We start from the raw sequence: 20,301 nt of genomic DNA, 5'->3' as shown, positions 1-20,301 counted from the left end.
TTTATTTTATTTTGGAATTCCAGAGTTTCTCACCGCTTCAAGATACTCATTAAATTTTTTCTCGGCTTTCCTTCCGTGGTAAATCATCAAGATTCCAAAGACAATATAAACGACACTAATAGCCACAAAAATATAAATATCTCTCTCCGAATGTGCGACAACTGACAAAAAAGGTATAAGCACACCAATTATAATCAAAATAGAACCAATGAACGGAAAAGTTGACACCTCTTTTTCTCCCTTTCCATAAACCTCATTTATCACATCAACTGGCTTTTCAATTCGCTTGAAGAAATTTTCAACGAGTTCTTTATCTTCCTCGTTTTCCTTGATGAATTTGTTAAAATAAATCAAGCTAAAACCGAGAAGAAAAGAGCTAGTGACAATGAGAAAAATTTTAACAAAATTTAATTCACCAAAGACATTGAAGATAAAAATTCCAGAATAAAAAATTGACACAACAAGTGAAATAAAAGCCAGAAGGTTTCTTTTGTTGAGATAAAGTTGACGAATTTTTTCACTAAAAAGAAGTACAAGAAGTGTTGATATTCCAGCGATATAAACCTGAAGTCCCATAGACCAGCCAGCGACAAATCTTGCGATTGCTCCGACGACAAGACCCCAGATTATGCTGAGAAAAGCTCCCCACCTTGGTATTCCCTTTAAGATCAAGCCGAGAGCAAGTGGAATGTTAACGGGGATATTGAAAAGCGTGAAAAATGTCGTCATAATGTTGAATATGCCAAATTCGCTGTGTATATAAATTAACGCTTCGGCTATGACTATAACCCCAAGAACAAGCGAGATAATTCTACCAAACTTAAATTGTTTTGTTTCGTCAGCTTTCGGATTAAACAAACTGACATAAATATCACGAGTTATAATTGAGCCAACATAATTATAAACGCTTGATAGAGTGCTCATCGTTGCAGCAAGCATTGCGGACATAAGAAGACCGACAAGTCCGATTGGCAAAATTTTCACAGCAACCCCAAGATAAACAAGATCGTTAGGCTGGAAAAATTTTTTAAACAATTCAACCTGCATTAAATCTGGCCATATAATTCTTGCAACAAGCGGAGGGACAGCAAATAACAAGGGTTGAGCAAGTGAAAGAGTTGATGCGAGAATTCCAACTTTTAATGCTGATTTTTCATCAACAACGCTATAAAACCTTTGCGACGCCCCAGCAGCAATTCCAAATATGCCAATCAAATAAATCGCTATTAAAAAATGAACATCATAATGAACGTTGTTATAAATGTGATTGAAAACAAGCGGAGGTGCTTTTTCAATTAAGCCAGTTATACCACCGACAAGCTTTAAACTCAATGGCGAAATAATTAGTGTCATGCTTATCAAAATAACAAACTGAACAAAATCCGTTATCATCACTCCCCATAAACCTCCTAGAAAAGTATAAAGCAAAATGACAAAACCCGTTATAACTATCAAAAGATCAATGTCAATTCCAAATAAAGGGGCAAGAAATTTACACGTTGCAGACAATTGAGCTCCCGCCGAAAGGATGAAATTCGCTGATATAACCCATCCAAGAAGTTGTTGCGTTTGGATGTTGAATCTTGTTTGAGTGTATTCAATTGGTGAAACGACACGCGATCTACGCCATCTTTTCGCAGTTAACAATGCTCCAACTGCATAGGTGACTATTCCACTACTTATGTAAATTACCCCATACCAAGAAGAATGATATATAAAGCCAGCAGCTGCTGTAAATGTCCAAGCGCTGAAATTTGTCATATACAAAGAAATTCCACTAACCCACCACGGCACTCTATTCCCACCCGCAAAGTAATCACGGACATTTTTGCTAAATTTTGAAAAATAAATTCCAATAGCGAGCATCAAGATGAAATAAATTATAAGAACTATATAATCAACATCCTGAGCAAGTCGCATTGTTTACTCTTTTTAATTTTTGAAGTTATTTCAGAAAAATTTGCGCCTTCCCGTAATTTTTCACATTGACTGAGAAAGACGCATAATTGCTCTTTTCAACTTTTGAATTTTTAAAATCAATTTCCTTTCCATTCCACAAAACTTTCCTCGCTTTTGCTCCCTCGGGTAGTAAAACATTTACATCAACGGTTGAATTTTGAGACGAAATTTCAAACACAATTTTTTCTCCATCATAATTGAAGTCATAAAAAATTCCACACCCAGAAACTTTGTAAAATGCATTTACCTGTGCTTTATCAACACCTGCAGAAATCCATCTTGGAGAAAGTTTGACTTTTCTAAAAAGTTTAAATTTATCTTCAACCCCAGCAAGCCCTTCTATCATAGCATAAAACATAGCGCTTGAACCCCAAATGTCTGTTGAGGATTCCATTGGACTTGTCATTTTATCTTGGCTAAGTGGTGTTCCATCAGGAAAATACCATAAATAAGTTTTTCTTGTTTTTATCGCAAGGTCGTAATATCGTTTCAATATATCAACTCCATACCATTCAAAGCCATGATCAAAAGCTGCTTTTGCAAGCTCACCCCCAACAAGTGGCATAATCCCACCGTTGCAATAAGCACCACGAATAATTCTTTCATCTCCAAAAATTCCATCCGGAAATGGTGGATCAATGGAAAACCATTCCGCAAATGCGCTCGTCTTTGCTTTTCTATCAAGATACTCTTTGATAATTGACACTGCCATTTTATGTGTTGTAACACCACGATTTATATCCATCGGATTGCTTAAACTTAACTGTTGAGATTCATCAACCCCTTCAATTACAACGGGAGTTATCTTCACAAAATGAGTGTAAAATTTACCGTTCCAACAAATTTTATTCATTCTCCTTTTCAAATCAAGAGCTCTTCTTTTCCATTCTTCTGATTTTCGCTTGTTTTTAAAAAGTTCATAAAAAAATGACATAATCATAAACGCCTCATAATACCCGCTGTTATCTCCATGCATTATACCCCAGAAGGTATTTTCATCAATTTGAAACTGCAACCAGCTATGTTTCCCCGCCGTATAAGCAAAATCCCAAGTATCAATTGTATATGCTCTCTTAACAAGTTTCAACTTTTTATCCCATCTCCAAGGATTTGTGAGAATATAGTTTAACGCTTTTTCCATTTTCGGCATTAACTTCTTAACCCAGTCGTCATCTCCACACGCCTGCCACATCAGATAAATTGCCTTTATAAATCTAAATTCAACATCTGCCTCAACAGGCACTCGCACATATTTTGTCCAGTTCTCTTTTTCGCAAGGCAACTTTTCTGGAAAAACTGTAAAGTAATCAAAGATGCGCCCGTTATCTGCTTGCGTCTCAGCAAAATGCTCAATTGCACTTCTCATATCTGCGAAATACTTTGACGCTCTGAGATGATCCGCAATTGTTCTTATCCAAAAAGATGGAGCATCTGGGTCAATAAATGCACTTATCTTCTTCGCATCAATATAAACTTCAACAGCATTAGCATCAAAAAACGATTTAATCACAGGTAAAAATTCATCAAATTCAGGTTTTCCAGTTTTGATGTAAGTTTCGCTCATTTCTCTTGAACTTTTATTTTTTCAAAAATTAAATTTTTAAACTCTGATTCCAAACAGGACAAATAAGCATAAATCACCATACCAAGACACCAAGCATGTGAAAGTGTTAAGATTGTTCCCTCGGGTCTGAGCCAATCAACATAATAAAATTGCTCCGGCATCATTCCTTTAAAAGCATTGAAATCGCCATCAAATCTCCCGATAAATTGAAGAGAAAAAAGTATATTGTCAATTGCTCTGTCAAGGTAATATCCATCGCCAGTGTATTTGTAAAGTTTTAAAATTTCCGGAAGACAGATGAGCCCGTAATTGTGAAGATGTTGATTGACAGGTGAAGCAATATCCCCGCCCAGCGTTCTGAAATCGTATAAATTTAAAATTGTTCCCTCTTTAAATTTGAGATTATGCGAAAATCTGAAAGTCATCATAAGGTCTGCACTTCTTTTTGCAAGTTCAAGCCAAAAATTATTTTTGTCAATTTCATAGAGTTTAACATATGCGATCAAAGCATTGTAAGTATCTTCTGATGTTGGAATCATATACGCATCTTCGGGTGCCCCGTATAAAAACTCATCATAAACAAATTGAGAATAATACTCACCCGCTTTTATAGCCGAATCTTTATATTTTCTATCTCCAAAAATTTCAAACGCTTCAATAAGCGCTGGAATCCAGATCAAACCCGCACATCCATCCCATATTTTAACTTCGCCTGTTTTTGAATCGTAATAAGAGCCGAAATTACCATCTGAATTTTGAACTTTTAGAGCGAAATTTAAATTCTGAACGATGCAATTCTTCCATTTTTCAACCTCAATTGAGTTCAAATTTTGATTTGAAATTTTTGAAACAAATTTATAAGCGCGACATAAAAACAAAATTGCCTCACCAAGCGTTCGTGCCTGTGTTAAGTTTTTTTCTGGATTCCATCCATCAGTCCATCCATCCTCAATCGTCCACTGAGACCACAAAATCCCAATTGGTGATACTCCCTCACTCACAATTTTATTTATAACATTTTTTCCCGCAATAAAATAATCCCACTTGTCAAAAAGATGCCCGTATTTCATAAGCGCAAATGCGTATGGAATTCCGCTTACCCAGCTTATATGCATATGTTTTCTCGTGTCTGCATCATTCACATTTAAACTCAAAACATTATCAAATCCTCTTGTTTCATAAATTACATTGTTTTTCTGGTCATAGTGCCATTTGAAAAGTCCATATGCAGAAAGCTTCGCCCCACGCTCAAGGGGAAACCATGGCTTCGGGAAATTTGAATTTTTCAAAGAGTAATAATATAAACGCACAACTTCATCATAAGAATGAAGATCGGAAGAACAGATGAAAAGTTTAAATTTAAATTCAATTTTCTCACCTCTGCGAATTTCAAAATTTTTATAAACTGGCTCATTACCTCTAAATGGAGCGTATGAGATAGGTTCTTCACAATATGGGAAAATACTACCAAGTTTAGTTTCGCTTCCATTACCAAATAAATAAAGTCCACTTTCACCAGCTGAAAATTCAACATCAACAACAATTGAACACATGAATTCATCAGCCCAGCAAAAAACAGCAGGCATTGAACATCTTCGCGATGAAAAAGCCCAGTAATTTGAGATGAAGTTTTCCATATCCACATCTATGCTAAACTTTGGAAATTTCCTTAACGCTTTTCCGGGATTGTTGTGTTTGTATAATATGCCGGGGACAAGCCATCTTGGATTTGAGCAGTTTATAACTTTAAAGATTACATTTATTCTGCCCGACAAATAATCGCGTGCATAACTTGACACGACATATTTAAATTCCCAAAAAACATCTCTGTTTAAAATTTCAACTTCACACGATAAAGTTTCAGATTCTCCTTTAACGCTTATGCAATTTTCATTTCGTGCAAAATTTGAAACTTTGATTTTATCAATGTAGCCATCTTTACAAATCAAATCACCAAGCCCATCGGTTTCAAGCAAAATTTTATCTTTATGAAAAATTTGAATTTTGCCATTTCTCGCTGACTCAGAGGTTGGTTGAATTTTCAAATCTGTTTTAATAAAGTTCCCGGGCATATTTATGCTCTCGGACAAATTTTTTCAAATTTCAATTCTCAAAGTCAAAATTTTGAATGGTGATAAATTAACAGTGAAAGTCCCATTTACATCCGGGGTCAAGGTTGATATTTTGCTCTCATTCAATTTAGCTAGTGCGACTTCTTTAAATTTAAAATTTAATTTTACTCTTGCCTCTGCAAATTTTTCAAGAGGATTGTAAAACCTTAAAATCACCGCCTTTTTATCCTCGGAAACTTTAAAAGCACTTAAAACTGCTACATCTGATTCAATTTCAAAAAGCGAAGCAAGTTTCAACGATTCAACATCCTGTTTTCTCTTAAAATAAAATGTTGGATTATGATACAATTCTGCTTGCAAATTTACATCTTTTAAATCACCCGGTTTGAAAAGATAAATGCTGTAATCAAACTCATGAAGCCCAAGACATTGTGCATCTGGCGTTTCATTCTTCCATCCCGCATCTCCACCCGGTCTTGTTTTCAGATTTGATTTTGATAATTGACCAACCCCTCTTAAAAGTGTAATCGCAATTCGTCCAGGTTTATCAAGTGAAAGCTCATATTCTGGCAAACCCTTTGCGAAAACTGCAAATCCACGGGACTTATCCTGTAAGCAAACAAACCTTTGAAAAACTTCAAGATTCAACGGCTTTTCATAAGGATATTCATCCCAGTTATATTTTCTGTGCGTCCTCTTAACAACGCAGAATTGAGAATCAGCATAACTTATATTTGTATCTATCCCCGTATCAAATATGACTCTTAACCTATGGTCTCTGGCTGTGTTATTAACTTTGGTTTTAAAATCAACTCTTTTTGAATTCTCTTCAAGATAAACCGTTGAGACGATTTCCATCTCAACTTTCTCATCTGATCTTTTATGTATATCTGTGCTTTGCGGAACGAGCATTTTATATTTGATTTGGAGAGCAAATCGCAGGGGTCCAGTTTCAACGAATTCTATCTTCTCCGGCTTTATATCTGTTGAATAATAAATTTCATCTTTTTCGGGGAAACAATAGTTATATTCATCGCCTGCATCTCCGGATTCCTCAAAAATGTTAAGTTTATCAAATTCAATTTTTTTCTCTTTATCAAAAACTCTCAAACTTCCATCTTTACTTGCTTCAACTCTTAAAAATTTATTCTCCATAAAAAACTCCCCATCGCCAGATTCACCGTATGAGATGCCCGACCCATATTCTGGAAATTCATCAACTCTGACAATGTTAAATTTTTTAAAACCAAATGATGGAAAATTTTTAACATCAAGAAGAATTTTAAAACTTTCAACAAGCGTTTGATGTGGATATTCGTAATAACCCCAGACGAGAGAGTATCTCTCGGAACGATCAAGAATTTGATATTTTATCTCATTTCCATCTTGATCAAAAATTTTAAAACCTGAAACAAGAGTGCCTTTCTCCGGTGATTTAACATCAGGATTTAAGCCGACGATGATATCTTGAAGATGAAATTCAACTTCGCATTCAATCACTTTATCCAGAGCAAATGGCAGAAAATTGAAGATAAATAAATTAACATCGTCCTTGTAAAATTTACTGTCGTAAGGCATTAAATCGTTTGCAATTTGAAATGTCAAGGCATTGAAAATTTCTTCAATTTTAAGATACCTTGTCATCGCTTCGTGATAAACTCTATCAACGCAGGTACCGTTAATTGTATCGTGATCTTGATTTTGAAGGCAATAAAGCCACGCCTGTTTTATAATCTCGCTTCTATCTTTGCACCCGAACACAAAAGCAAAAGCGTTTAAAGGTTCAAGTATTTTTTCAAGTTTTATCTGTGCTGAATAATTTTTTTGTTTTACATAAATCCTTGATGATGCCGTTCCACCTATGACTGCAAAAGCATGCTTTAAACCAAACCTAGTTTCACCAAGCAATTCAGGAAGTTTTTCAAGTTTGACTTCTGATTTAACTTTGTCAGCGTAATCTTCAAGCGTTGAATGAATAAAATCAAATTCTGGATATTTTTCTTCCAAAATTTTAATAGCGTAAGGAAGTTTAAAATCAGGCCAATGATGATCGCCACCGTTTAAAATTAATCTATGAGAAGTTTGAGCTCTTGTGTCAATTTCTTTTCTCAAACGCTCAAATCTTTGAACTATCATCTCGTCATCATCCATAGCAAAATAACCAAAACTATAACCATCCTTTGGAAGATGAAACATTAAAACTTTACTTTCATCTGGCGACTTCCAAATATACTCGGATGACTCTTGACCTGGTTCCCCGCCAAAACCACGATAGATAACAGCAGTATCAATATCAAAACCATTCAAAATTTGTGGCATCTGCGCTATATGACCGAATTGATCAGGTATATAACCAACCTTCATCGGCTCACCAAATCTTCTTGCCATTTCAAATCCCAAAAGAAGGTTTCTTATGTGCGATTCACCGCTTGGGAGGAATTGATCAATTTGAATATACCACGGTCCAATTGAAAGTTTTTTATCTTCAACAAGTTTTTTTATACGATTGAAATTTTGCGGTTTAATTTCAAGATAATCAATGATCATTTGCATTTGTCCATCCGTCATAAAATGCTTGAAACCAGAGTTAGATTCAAGGAGTTCAAAAAGAGCATCCCACATATCAACTAAAAGAACTCTGTATTCTTCAAATGAGAGAACCCATTCCCTGTCCCAGTGAGATTGTGAGACAAAGTGATAGGTTACTTTTTTATCTTTCATCTTTCAAAAATTTTAATTTTAAAGTTCAGCACGAACAATTTTCGCACCCTCAACCATTGCCTTTAACTTAGCAAAAGCCCTATTTCTTGGCATAAACTTCATTCCACAATCTGGCGAAAGCCAAACTTTTTCAGGTGGAATAACATCAAAAACTTTTTTAATTCTATTTGCGACAATTTCAGGAGTTTCAACATTTGGGTCTTTCACATCAATTACACCTACAACAATTTCTTTATCTCTTGTTCCATATTTTTTGAAAAGTTCAAGCGGTTCAGCGTTATTTACAGCAAATTCTAAACTTAACTGCTTAGCATTTACATCAAGTAAAGCAGGAAAAAGATCCGAATACTGACCTTTAAAAAGCCGTTTTAATTGATAATTTCCGTAACAAACATGCAGGCAAAATTTAGCATTAATTCCTTCAATCATTTTGTTAAAAATTTCAACAAGCCACGGTAAATCCTCAGGATACCCAACCCACACTGGCTCATCAATTTGAACAAGTTTACAACCAGCGTTGACAACTTCAATTATCTCTTCTCTTAAAATTTCAGCCAAATCCTGAATAAGCTCTCTTTCATCTTTATAATACTCATTCGTTGCTCTCTTTGCAAGCATCTGTGGACCTGTGATTGTCACTTTTGTTTCTTTCGTTGTGTGTTCTTTCAAAAATTGCCAATGTCTTGCAACACCTATGCTTCCTATTCTTTTTACTTTATCAAAAATTATTGGATCTGGCATTTGAATTGACGGGTCAAGATTTCCAATTGGTTTCATTTTTCCATCAGTTTTAAATCCATAAATTCTCTTTGTAAAGAAATAAACCATCGTCTCTCGTCTTAATTCCCCATCTGTTATAACATCAACTCCGGCAAGTTCCTGATCTTTGATGCATGATTTGACAGCGTTATCGTGAGCTTCTTCAAGTTCTTCATCAGTAATGCTCCCATTTTTGTGCAAATCTCTTATGATTTCAAGCCATTTGGGGAGCGAATAGCTTCCAACAACTGTGGTCGGTAAAATTGGAAGATTCATAATGGTGAGTTTATTTTTGGTTTGGAAATTTTATAAAAGGGCGGGTCTTTAAAACCCGCCCCGCAGTTTTAAACTATTTTAAACCAAATCCAACCGTTATCCTGTGAACATTGTCAAGAAGTTTCATCTGTGTAAATGCATAATCAAAACTGACAGAATAATCACTAATGCCAAGTTTTGCACCAACTCCTACAGAAAATCCTTCAATCGTCGTTTCAACAGGACCACGCCAAGATGTTCCCTTATCTTTTGTTCCAGAGTAATTGAACTTATAACCCGCTCTAACAAAAAACATATTCCAAGCATCAAGCTCAACACCTGTGAAAAACAATTGCGGTAAATCCTGCGGTTGAACAAAATCAACAAATAATTTCCCAGTAAAACTTCCTTGATATGTGTAATGAAAAGAAGTTCCGATTGAGAACGAAAGCGGAATTGGAGATGCTATGTCATAATATCTTATATCCGAACCAAGGTTTGAAAGACGTGCTCCAATGTCCCAAAAATCTGTTACCTTATAACTTGCACCAAGGTCAACAGCAAAAGCGCTGGCACTTAAATCGTCAATTTGTTCGCGAAGATATTTTAAGTTAACGCCGATAGATAAAACATCGGTTACATTCCTTGCATAAGAAATGATAATTGCTATATCGCGGAAATTATAAGTTGAAGAAGTTTGCTGATCAATTTGTAGATATGCAAGATCAGGTGGTAATAAATCTCTATCAGCAGGTATATTACTCAAACCAAAACTTATAAGCCCAAATCCAACAGTTCCAATTTTTCCAAAGTTATATGTTGCTCCAAGAGCGACTTGAGCTATATCGGCAATCCAGCGGTTATAAGTGAATTCAATTGCGAGTTTTTTATCAGATAAAACAATTCCAGCGGGATTCCAGAAAATCATATTCGGTTCGCCTTTTAAAGTAGTCGCTGCAGAGCCGATGGCAACTTGCCTTGCACCAACCCCAACTTTTAAAAACGCAAGTGAATTGATTCCTGATTTTCTCACCTGTGAATGTGAATTTGATAACAAAAGTAAAAAGCTGAAAAAAATCGCAATTGTTTTCCTCATTTTTAAACTCCTTTTTGGTTTTTTATCTTAAAATTGCAAAATATCCAACTTGTTTGCCACCCTCATATTCAACAACATAAATGTATAAACCATTTGCAACTTCAATTCCATCCTTTGAAAACATATCCCAGGTGTAAGTCCCATCATTTGGATTTGGTGCAGTGAAATCAATTTTATCAATTATTTGACCCGAGACATCAAGAATCGTTATCGTGCATTTTTGAGGAAGATTGTAGAACAAAAGCTTATGCTGCGTTCCAATGTCGTGAAGTGCTGCTTTTTTATACGGATTTGGTCTGACACCTACCTTTTTAACTCCAGATGAAAGTTCAGCTGGCGTTGATGTCCTTGACTTAACAACGACAGTTGCACCGATTTTCTTTTGACCCTCTGCACTTGTTGGATAAAACGAATTTTGAGTCGCCCACGGATAAGTTCCCTCCCATAGACCGCTTGCGCCATTGACATTTACTCTCCCGGATTCAAGAACATTTGTGCTTCTTCCATTTATAGTCAATGGCGATGGTAAATTTTTGTATGCTGAAACATAGTACCAGTATGAGAAACCAAGCAAAACATCAAGCGCATCATCTTTAAAGGCATAATCATAACCACCGGATGAATTTGCATATTGTGAGAGCTGATTCTTCGGGATTATTTTTCTCACTTTGTAAGGACCCCAATAACCTGCTTGCATATCTTTCAAAGCACCAAAGGCATCAAACTTCGGATTTATCGGATCTTTGTATGTATCCTTTATATCCCCTTCTTCCATCTGCTCTGTATATCTTTGCAAAACTCTGAAACCAACATCAGTTGATTTAAACTTTGGAAATGCGCTTGCACGATAAATTTTATATCCACCAAAATTTGGATCATTTTCATCAGATGATTTTTTCCATCGGATTAGAACTTTATTATCATCGGTTATCTCAACTTTTATATCAGGAGAAGCTGGACCAGCTGGAACTTGGAAATAATTTTCATAAGCCCAACGAGCAGCTTGCAATGATCTTAACAATCCTGGCAATCTAAATCCTGCATATTCAGCGAAAACAACCGTAATTGCTTCACCAACCTCAAGTGAAAATGGACCACAACCTATGAAAGCATCACCATCAAAATTATGCTGTGCTGAATATCCTTTCGTCCATCCATCTTCCCAAACATTTTCAAAAACGTTTGTTGATTTTTTATCTCCGTCCGGTTTGCCTCTTTGTCCAGCTGGTTTTGGGACAAAAGAAAGTGGATCACCTACTGTTCCAGATTGGAAATAATTCGGGTTTGGATTCAAATCAAGAAGAGTTGTGCTATTGCTTTTACCACCATCTTTATACCATGTCCCCATCAAAATTGTGTGAATTAATCTTGCATCATTACGATTATCAAGTCCACCACGACCTGTGCCAGCTGAAAGATACCATCCTCTTTCAGGACCAACTCCAACAGGATGACTATCAAAAATTGTCTTTTTATCCAGAGCACCCGGAAGCCCAACTGAATCATTTTTAACCGCAAGGACAGTTCTACCAAACCAGACATCTGTGTACCAACCAAGTGGATATGCATTTAAGCCCATATCTCTTTTGCCCTGCGGTACGGAGTTTGGATCAGGATAAGCAGTGTAATTTGCTGGATTAACACCCGCATAACTTACGAGCGTAGCCCACGGTGCACCAGTTTCATCAGCATCTGCAATATAACCGCTGTTTCTCCCTGAACCAAACCTATTTGCGGTTCTTCTCCCGGTTACGCCAACCTCAGCACTATGCATTACCTCCGAAAACCATCCGACAACAAGAGCATTTATCCTATTATTTGTTCTTTCAGGTGTCCCATCGGCATTAACATCAAGAATTCCCACATTCTTAAATGTTAATCCAACGATTATAAAATCGTTGAAGTTATTCCAATTTTGAGTAAACTGCAAAATTCTAACCGTCACCCAGACACCAAGATTAGTTGGGAAACCAGATTCGTAATATAACGCATATCTATAACTTCCATCAGCATCAACTGTGAAATCAGGTTTAAGCCAAACAGGTCCTATGAAATAAGGTCCTCTCCCGAACAAAGCATCAAGTTTATTGGTATAAATCATAAACGCATAATTTTCGCTTGAACTTCTAATTTTTTGCGGATTGATATTCGGGCTATATTCAACAGCAATTATATCTTGTGCCCAGAAATAACTTATCGGGTAACCCCCAGGCCATTGTGCAGTTGGAGTTGACCATTGACGATCAAAGTTCCCCACTCTGACAAGATCCCAAAGTTGCGCAGGGTTATTTGCAGTTTCACTGTAATAAACACCTTGTCCTATTGGCAAGAACGAATCCCAAAGATCGCCGGCAATCATAACTGCTGAACCTGGGAATATATCATTTGGAACAGCTGGAGACATACCTTTGTAAAGTTCGGCATCATGAATTTTAACCTGTGAAAGTGAAATTGAGAAAAAAATCAGAGTTAAAATTGCAAACTTTTTCATTTTTAACCTCCTGTTAATTTTTGATTAAAAGTTTATGCTTATTCCAAAGTAAACTTCTCTTGCGATATCAAATGCGCTTGTCCCATCTCTGAAAACAGTAAGCCCAAGCGGTCCAGTTGGTATTTTCTTTTGCTCCCACAAAAGCTGACCTTCATCCGTTGTTCTATCATAGCCAATTATATTTTCACGGTCAAATAAATTCTTAATTTCAAGATACGGAGCAATTCTTACTTTCCCGAGCGAATAACCCGCTTCCAATCTCATATCTGTTCTTATATTCCAAGGACCCTCGCCAAGTTTCCTTGATCTTGGGTCAGCAAGTATAAGTGGATAAAGAAATCCGCTCGCTGCTGTTGTAAATGTGCTCAGACGAAAATCAACTGGAACACCTTTGAACGGCGCTGGAAAATCAAAGAAAAGTGAAAGTGAAATTCTATGCGGTCTATCATATCCCGTAAAACTTGAGGAAAGATTTGAAACAACATTCATCTCATATCCTGCAAAATACTTTGCATTTTCAAATGGCAATTTACCACCATATTTCGCACTATCACCACCAAGCGTTGAAAACGATGTAACATTTTGACCTCTCAACGCATCCGGCGAAACAACAAGATTCTTAATGTAGCTGTATGCATATGTCAATTTACCAGATAATTTAAAAAGATTAGCAACAGGCAAAGCTCTACTGTTAAGTGTTAACTCAATTCCTCTTGAATCAGCATATCCGCCGTTAAATCTTATAAAGTAAGTTATGGCAACGCCTGGTCTTGGAGTTACACCATAAGCAAGCGGAACATAATTTTCAATCGTTTTATAATAAGCGCTCAAATCAATACCAAAATAATTTGAAATCACATATTGTATTCCCATTTCATAAATTGTTGATTTTAACGGCTCTTGATCAACAAGCCAAACATTTGGCAATGTACCGTGCATTTCAGAATATGCATCAGCATAAAGTGATGCAAATGGTGGAACTTGCATTGACCTTGAAAATGAATAATACATTGATGCTTTATCTGATATTGGGTGCGATATTCCCAAACGAGGACCAATTAACCATTTCGTCTTAACATTTGTGTTTCTGCGGAGTATGTATCTATTAACTGTCAAGACCTCATTCGTCCCGCCAAGTTGAACTTGCTCAGTTTTAACATCATAAGGCGCAAAATAATTGTCAATTTCCTTCGCACCAGCATTGAAAGCATCCGCCCTCAAACCAACATTTACGATTATACCAGAATACTCAATTTTATCCTGCAAATAAAAACCTAACTCATACGGCTTAACGATATAATCTTCAACATCAAACCTTCCAACAACGGTGTATCTTCTCAAATGTGTGAACTTGTAAAATTTCAAATCAAATCCAGCGGAGACAAAATGATGGTTTGTGACCTGACTTTTGATATCACCCTTGACATTGAATTGACTCAATCTCTGGTATTCATAATATGCCCCAGGTCTTGCAAGTGGATACGGACCTGATGATGGAAAAGATGCCTCAGATTCAGATTCATTTCTCGGTGTTGTTGTGAAAAATTTAGTTTTATCTGTTTTGCTTATGTATTTTCTTATCTCTTCCGGCGTTGCAAATTTTATAAAGTCGCCGTCATCTTCATTGACTTCAACTTTTCCATCTCCATTGCTGTCAACAAAACCTGCCTCCGTTGGACTTGTCAAAAAAGAAACTTGCAATTCATAAAATGTCCTTGAAGACAACGCATGCGTCAACTTACCACTTAAAGCAAATGAACCTTTTGTATATTTCGGCACACCTTCAAGGAAAAATTTATAATTTTCGTTGAAAACCCTGTTTTTCCATCCAAAATAAAAACCTTGATCATTTACCAATCCAATCGCTGTCAATTTTATTGAAGGTGTTAAGTTATAAGTTAACTTGCCCGTGATGTCAAGCCGACGATTAAACTCATTTGGAAATCTACCGTAAGTTTCGTAAAACCTCACATCGGCGAAAAATCCCATATCTTTAAACAAACCCCCACCAAGCGACGCCTCAAATTCCGCCGTTGGCTTATTTCCATACCAGTATTTCCCCGGTGTCCAAGTGTAAAGTCTAGCTTTTGCTAAACTTGCGGGGTCACCTTTTGCTTCAAGAGCCCGTTTTTCACCGAAGTATTTATCCGCAGCTGTTGAGCCATCGGGAAGAAGCCCAAAGTAAAGATCAGGACCTTTGTGTGGAAGTTTTGAAGCATATCTAACATATGCTTTGCCTGAAATTCTACCTCTACCTTCTTTCAAAGTTATATTTACAACACCGCCGGTTGCCTGTGAAAGCTCGGCACTTGAAGCACCTGAATTAACACTTATCTCTTCAATTGCCCCAACCCCAACTTCCGCCACATTTGAATTTTCTCTAAATGTCAAACTTAATCCGTGATAAGTCGTGTAAAGATTCCCACCGTAATTTGCAGAAAAAGCTTCATAATACTTATCGCTAACATCTACACCTTCAATTAAAAATTTTGTCTCATATCTTCTTCCACCTCTGATATATCCAGAATAATTGCTCGGTGATATTCTCAAAGCCTCTTGAAAATTTGCAACAGGAAGCGCAGATATATCATCCGAGGTTATCATCGCCCTTGAACTTGTTTGAGAAATATCAATAAGCGGTCGCTCCGCTTGAACCACTACTTCTGGCAAACCTATAACTTCTTCCTTCAAAGCAACATCAAGAAAAGTTGTTTTATCCGCATTTACGATAACATTTTTAATCGTCGTCTTAACATATCCAACTGCTGAAACAACAACATCATATTTCCCTGGTGGGATGTTCAAGATGATATAATTCCCATTTACATCAGCTGCGGAACCCAAACGAGTGCCTTCAAGGATAACATTTGCTCCAGGGATTGGCTCTTTTGTCGCTTCATTATAAACTTTGCCTGATATTTTACCAGTTTGAGAAATTAACATCGCTGGAAGGAGAAACAAAAGAGGGATTAAAAATTTTAATCTCATAACAACCTCCTGTGTGTTTTGTAAATTAAACTTGAATTCACATAAAAAATAAAACACGAAAACGAATTTGTCAATAGTTTTTTCACAAATGTTAAATCGTTTCGCGAATGAAAAACAAAACCTATGAAACGGCACAGAAATTGTTAATCACCAAATTCAACGCTTCCCCCGCCATATCTTTGTATATATGGACCATTTTGCCAAGTTTCATCTTTAACCCACACAATTGCATCAACAGGGCAAGATTCAAAACAAAGTCCACACCCAGTGCAATTATCCTTATTTATAAAAGCAACTTTATCAATCATTTTGATTGAATCAAAAAAACAAATCTTAACACATCTTTCACATCCAATGCACCTTTCAACAACTACCTCAGCAACGGGTGGATATTTATCATAAAAATCAGGTGGCAGAGGTTTCAAACCAATGTATTTGCCCATAATTTAAAATTCTTTTCTTACCATTCTTCAAAAGTATTTCTCGGTCCGCTTTTCTTCTCCCCCGTCCATCTTACAATTAAATCTGGCTCAATAAGATTGCGTGATGCTATGCCCCGCACTTCTTCAAGATTTTCTATTTGTCTTTCAAGCATAAACGAAAGCAAACCTTCATTAATTCGTCTGATTGATCCCCATCCATTTACGATTATAACCGAGAGAATTTGAACGGTTTTCGCACCCAGCATTATGTATTTCAATGCGTCAACCCAGTTTAAAACTCCACCGGTGGCGCTTATGGTTATGTTAACTTCTTTATAAACTTCTGAAACATGCTTGAACACATAATACTTTGCCCACGGACCTCCAACACCAGCATAATAACCGTGAAGTATTGGTTTACCTGTTTCAATGTCAATTTCAAGACCTCTCAAACGATTGCATAATGTCACAGCATCAGCCCCAAGCTCAGAACATATTTTTGCCTGGGTTAAAACATCCGGACCAGGAGCTAATTTAACAAGAACAGGTATCTTAACATTTTCAACTACGGACTTTATCGCTTGAACAAAGTGAGTTTCAAATTGCAAGGTTCCAGGTTTATGTGGTGAAGATATATCAAGCTCAATAGCATCTGCGCCTGCTTCTTCAATCCCTTTCGCAAGATATATCCAATCACTAGGCTCATCTGCAAACGCACTACCGATGATCATTATGTCTGAAATTGATTTTGAAATTTTCACAAAGTTGAAGTAATCATCAACCGAACCACTATACGCTTGCTCATAAGAATAAAGCGTGAAATATTGTGATTTGCCATTCATCTTCTTATCCCAATCAATCAACTTATATCGTGGTCTTGGCCAGTATCTCATATAATCAAATTTATCTGGAACAACAGTTTTTAAGACAACACCACCTGCCCCCATCTCCTGCGCAATTGGAATTTGCTTAACATCATGGCTTGCTGGACCAGAAGCAACAAAAATTGGGCTCTTAACACGATAACCTAAAAATTCAACTTCAAGTGTTGGCATTCAACAATGTATCTTAATTTTTTTGACCGTGTATCTATCAATCTTTTTTTGATTTATCTCAAACGCAAAATCTTCTGAAACCTCAACAAATCCATTTTTCACCATAATTAACGGCTCAATTACATCATCCAAATACCATCGCAATGATGCTTCAACATCCGTCGGAAATTTGCAATTATCAAGCGCACACAAATTAAGAGAGTGCAAACTTCCAATGCCAAGTTCAGGCATTGTCCCAATCCACACCGGAATACCGTTGATTTTACAGAAATCGTGCATTCTCTTTGCGTTTAAAATTCCACCTACTCTCTGAATCTTAATGTTTACCACTTTACACGCACCAAGTTCAAATGCAATTTTCAAATTCTCAATTGTATCTGCACTTTCATCAAAACAAATTGGAGTTGAAATTTGCCTCTGCAAAATTGCAGAAACTTTAATATCACTCTTGCCAAACGGTTGTTCAATCATAATTAAACCAAACTCATCAAACTTTTTAAGATGCTCAATGTCATCGCTCGTATAAGCACAGTTTGCATCAACCATAAGCGGAATATCTCCGAAATTTTTTCTTATTTCTTTCAATGGCTCAATATCCCAACCTTTCTGAACTTTTATTTTTACCCTTTTATATCCGCCATCACTGAGATATTTTTCAATTTTGCTCAAAAGTTCACTCACATTATCACAAATTCCAACCGCAAGCCCCGATTCTATCTTCTTGAATTCAGCTGAAATCAATTTATATATCGGCTGTCCCCTGATTTTTGAAAAAGCATCCCATAATGCCGTCTCAATCCCAGCCCTTGCGAAAGAACTTAATCCATAAGATGAAAATTTTGAGTTTAATTTATCAACCTCCGTTTCAAAATTTTCAAAATCAAAATCATTCCCGATCAAGTTAACACAATCTATAAGTTCATCCCATACGCTTTCTGGAGTTTCACTTGAATAAAACGAACCCGCCATCGGAGAAGCTTCGCCATAACCTGTAAAACCATCGCTGAACTTAACTTCAACAATTATTGAATCCTTAACAGAAACCTCACCGCTACTTATCTTGAACTTTTCAACCATAGGAATTCTCAAATGTCTTAAAAATATCTCCTCAATTTTAAACTTCATTTCTCGCTATAACCAAGCATATTTGATATTTTTTTAGCATAAAGTTTCAAATCCTCCGCAAGTTCATAAGCTCTTGCGATCGTTTTATTTCCTCTGTATTGAAGGGTTATCAAAAGAGCAGCTATTATCTTTCCCCACGCATTTCTAATAGGTGCAGCAACCGCCACAAGGTCTGGATTATATTCTCTATCTACAACAGAGAATCCCTGCTCTCTTACCTTCTTTAACCTCGCTTTTAACTCAGAAAGCGATGTTATCGTCTTATCAGTGTATTTTTTCAATCCAACCTTTCTGACAAGTTCCGAAAGTTCTTTATCGCTCATTTCAGAAATTAACACTTGCCCGCTCGCTGTGCAGTGCACAGGCGAACGCAAACCAAGCTTTGTAACAAGAGACCACATGCTTGGAGAATCAACACGCTGAATCAAGACAACTTTATAATTATTCAAAACCGCAAGATAAACACTTTCACCGGTTTTACTCGCAAGTTCCTCAAGATACCTGTATGAATCATAACCAAGATTCATTTTGTTAAGCTTTGCTATGCCAAGTTGAGATAATCTCAAACCAAGTGTGAATGTGTTATCACTTGTGTTTCTCTCCACGAAACCATATTTTTCAAGCGTCACAAGTATTCTAAAAATTGAACTTTTTGGGTAGTTCACATATTTAGAAATTTCACTCAACCCCATCGGTTTATCCGACTTTTCAAGCAAATTTAAAATTTCAATCGCCCTTTTAACAGCTGGAACAGTATATTTCCCAGCATCGGTAAATTGCTCCAACTTCATTTTAAATCCTCTGTTAGTTTTTTAACTTATATCCAAGATTTTTCAACGCTTTTTTAATTTTTTCCTTATCTCTGTTTGAGACAGGAAGAAGTGGCGGACGAACAAAACTTGTCTTCAAAACCCCAATCATTCTTAACGCTTCTTTTACCCTTGCCCGGTAATCTCTAACAGGCGGTGAAAATATCACCTCTTCAAGTGGTTTTATCTTTGAGTATATTTCAAAAGCCCTATCATAGTTTCTCTCCTTCACTGCTTTAAACATTTCAATTTGTTCTGCAACTGCAATTGTCCCAAACCCTATCAAAGCCCCATCCGCCCCAAGTATAAACGATTCAAGTATAAAATCATCATTCCCAGTTAAAATTGATATTTTCCTCCCGGAATTTCTCAAAACGCTCATCGTCTGAACAAATTTCAAGGCATCAGCCGATGCTTCTTTTATTCCAATCACATTTTTTATAGAAACCAATCTCAAAAGAGTTTCATCATCATAAAAAACACCCGAAAGAGATGGCTGAAGTTGAAACAAAACCAAAGGTAAATCAACAGCATCACTTATAGATTTGTGATACCTGTAAGGAATTTCGGAAGGCAAAGGATTACCGGCATATGCAGGTATAGGAAAAACAACGATTGCATCAGCACCTATTTTTTCAATCAATTTTGCTTCATCCACCGCTTCTTTTGTATATCTTGTGGTTAAACCACAAAGAATTGGGAACTTACCATTTACATTTTCAACCCAGGTTTCAAGTATTTTCATTTTCTCGTCCCTACTCAAGTGTATTCCTTCGCCTGTGTCCATATTTACCGCAACTCCCCCAAGCCCATCAAAATTTTTAATCCAATTGATATAGTTTTTCAACTGAACGAAATCAATGGAGAAATCACTTTTCATAGGCGTTACAACCGCCGGGATAATTCCTTCAAGTTTAATTTTTCTCATTCCTGTTTCTTTCATTTTCTTTTCAAATCAAACAATTTTCAAGTGAATTTGCCATCT

Annotated in this window: 13 protein-coding genes; all 13 read right to left on the bottom strand. The window is 36.5% G+C overall.

All coding sequences use genetic code 11. The features are described from left to right. Positions 1-6: 6 nt before the first annotated feature. Positions 7-1,920: a sodium:solute symporter family transporter gene (locus AWW83_RS00570; RefSeq protein WP_092346828.1), complete on the bottom strand. Its 1,914-nt coding sequence runs from the start codon at positions 1,918-1,920 to the stop codon at positions 7-9. 25 nt (positions 1,921-1,945) lie between these two features. After that, positions 1,946-3,523: a glucosidase family protein gene (locus AWW83_RS00565; protein WP_092346825.1), complete on the bottom strand. Its 1,578-nt coding sequence runs from the start codon at positions 3,521-3,523 to the stop codon at positions 1,946-1,948. Continuing rightward, entirely contained in the window at positions 3,520-5,595 is a 2,076-nt protein-coding gene (locus AWW83_RS00560) for a hypothetical protein (protein WP_092346822.1), read from the bottom strand. The genes AWW83_RS00565 and AWW83_RS00560 overlap by 4 nt, the downstream gene beginning before the upstream one ends. A 24-nt stretch (positions 5,596-5,619) precedes the next feature. Then, positions 5,620-8,316, bottom strand: coding sequence for a glycoside hydrolase family 38 N-terminal domain-containing protein (locus AWW83_RS00555; RefSeq protein ID WP_092346818.1), 2,697 nt, complete (start codon positions 8,314-8,316; stop codon positions 5,620-5,622). 18 nt (positions 8,317-8,334) lie between these two features. Then, positions 8,335-9,351: a uroporphyrinogen decarboxylase/cobalamine-independent methonine synthase family protein gene (locus tag AWW83_RS00550; protein ID WP_092346815.1), complete on the bottom strand. Its 1,017-nt coding sequence runs from the start codon at positions 9,349-9,351 to the stop codon at positions 8,335-8,337. A gap of 73 nt (positions 9,352-9,424) precedes the next feature. Continuing rightward, positions 9,425-10,426, bottom strand: coding sequence for a PorV/PorQ family protein (locus AWW83_RS00545; RefSeq protein WP_092346812.1), 1,002 nt, complete (start codon positions 10,424-10,426; stop codon positions 9,425-9,427). Between the two features lie 22 nt (positions 10,427-10,448). Beyond that, positions 10,449-12,917 (bottom strand): T9SS type B sorting domain-containing protein, encoded by a 2,469-nt coding sequence (locus AWW83_RS00540; protein ID WP_092346809.1) that lies wholly within the window; start codon positions 12,915-12,917, stop codon positions 10,449-10,451. A gap of 24 nt (positions 12,918-12,941) precedes the next feature. Continuing rightward, positions 12,942-15,905, bottom strand: a complete 2,964-nt coding sequence (locus tag AWW83_RS00535) for a TonB-dependent receptor (RefSeq protein ID WP_092346806.1) — start codon at positions 15,903-15,905, stop codon at positions 12,942-12,944. Between the two features lie 143 nt (positions 15,906-16,048). Next, positions 16,049-16,348 (bottom strand): DUF362 domain-containing protein, encoded by a 300-nt coding sequence (locus AWW83_RS00530; RefSeq protein ID WP_092346803.1) that lies wholly within the window; start codon positions 16,346-16,348, stop codon positions 16,049-16,051. Positions 16,349-16,365: 17 nt separating this feature from the next. Then, the gene (locus tag AWW83_RS00525) at positions 16,366-17,382 is read right to left on the bottom strand and encodes a dihydroorotate dehydrogenase (RefSeq protein WP_092346800.1); all 1,017 of its coding nucleotides are present in this window, start codon (positions 17,380-17,382) and stop codon (positions 16,366-16,368) included. Then, positions 17,383-18,507 carry an o-succinylbenzoate synthase gene (gene menC, locus AWW83_RS00520; protein ID WP_092346797.1) on the bottom strand — a complete coding sequence of 375 codons (1,125 nt, stop codon included), beginning with the start codon at positions 18,505-18,507 and terminating at the stop codon, positions 17,383-17,385. Further along, entirely contained in the window at positions 18,504-19,298 is a 795-nt protein-coding gene (locus tag AWW83_RS00515) for an IclR family transcriptional regulator (RefSeq protein ID WP_092346794.1), read from the bottom strand. The genes menC and AWW83_RS00515 overlap by 4 nt, the downstream gene beginning before the upstream one ends. 13 nt (positions 19,299-19,311) lie before the next feature. Continuing rightward, positions 19,312-20,259 carry a dihydrodipicolinate synthase family protein gene (locus AWW83_RS00510; protein ID WP_092346791.1) on the bottom strand — a complete coding sequence of 316 codons (948 nt, stop codon included), beginning with the start codon at positions 20,257-20,259 and terminating at the stop codon, positions 19,312-19,314. Between the last annotated feature and the right edge of the window lie 42 nt (positions 20,260-20,301).

Origin of the sequence: Candidatus Chryseopegocella kryptomonas (genome assembly GCF_001536065.1) — a bacterium.
Classification (GTDB): domain Bacteria; phylum Bacteroidota; class Ignavibacteria; order Kryptoniales; family Kryptoniaceae; genus Kryptonium; species Kryptonium kryptomonas.
This window is presented reverse-complemented; position numbering and strand designations above follow the sequence as displayed.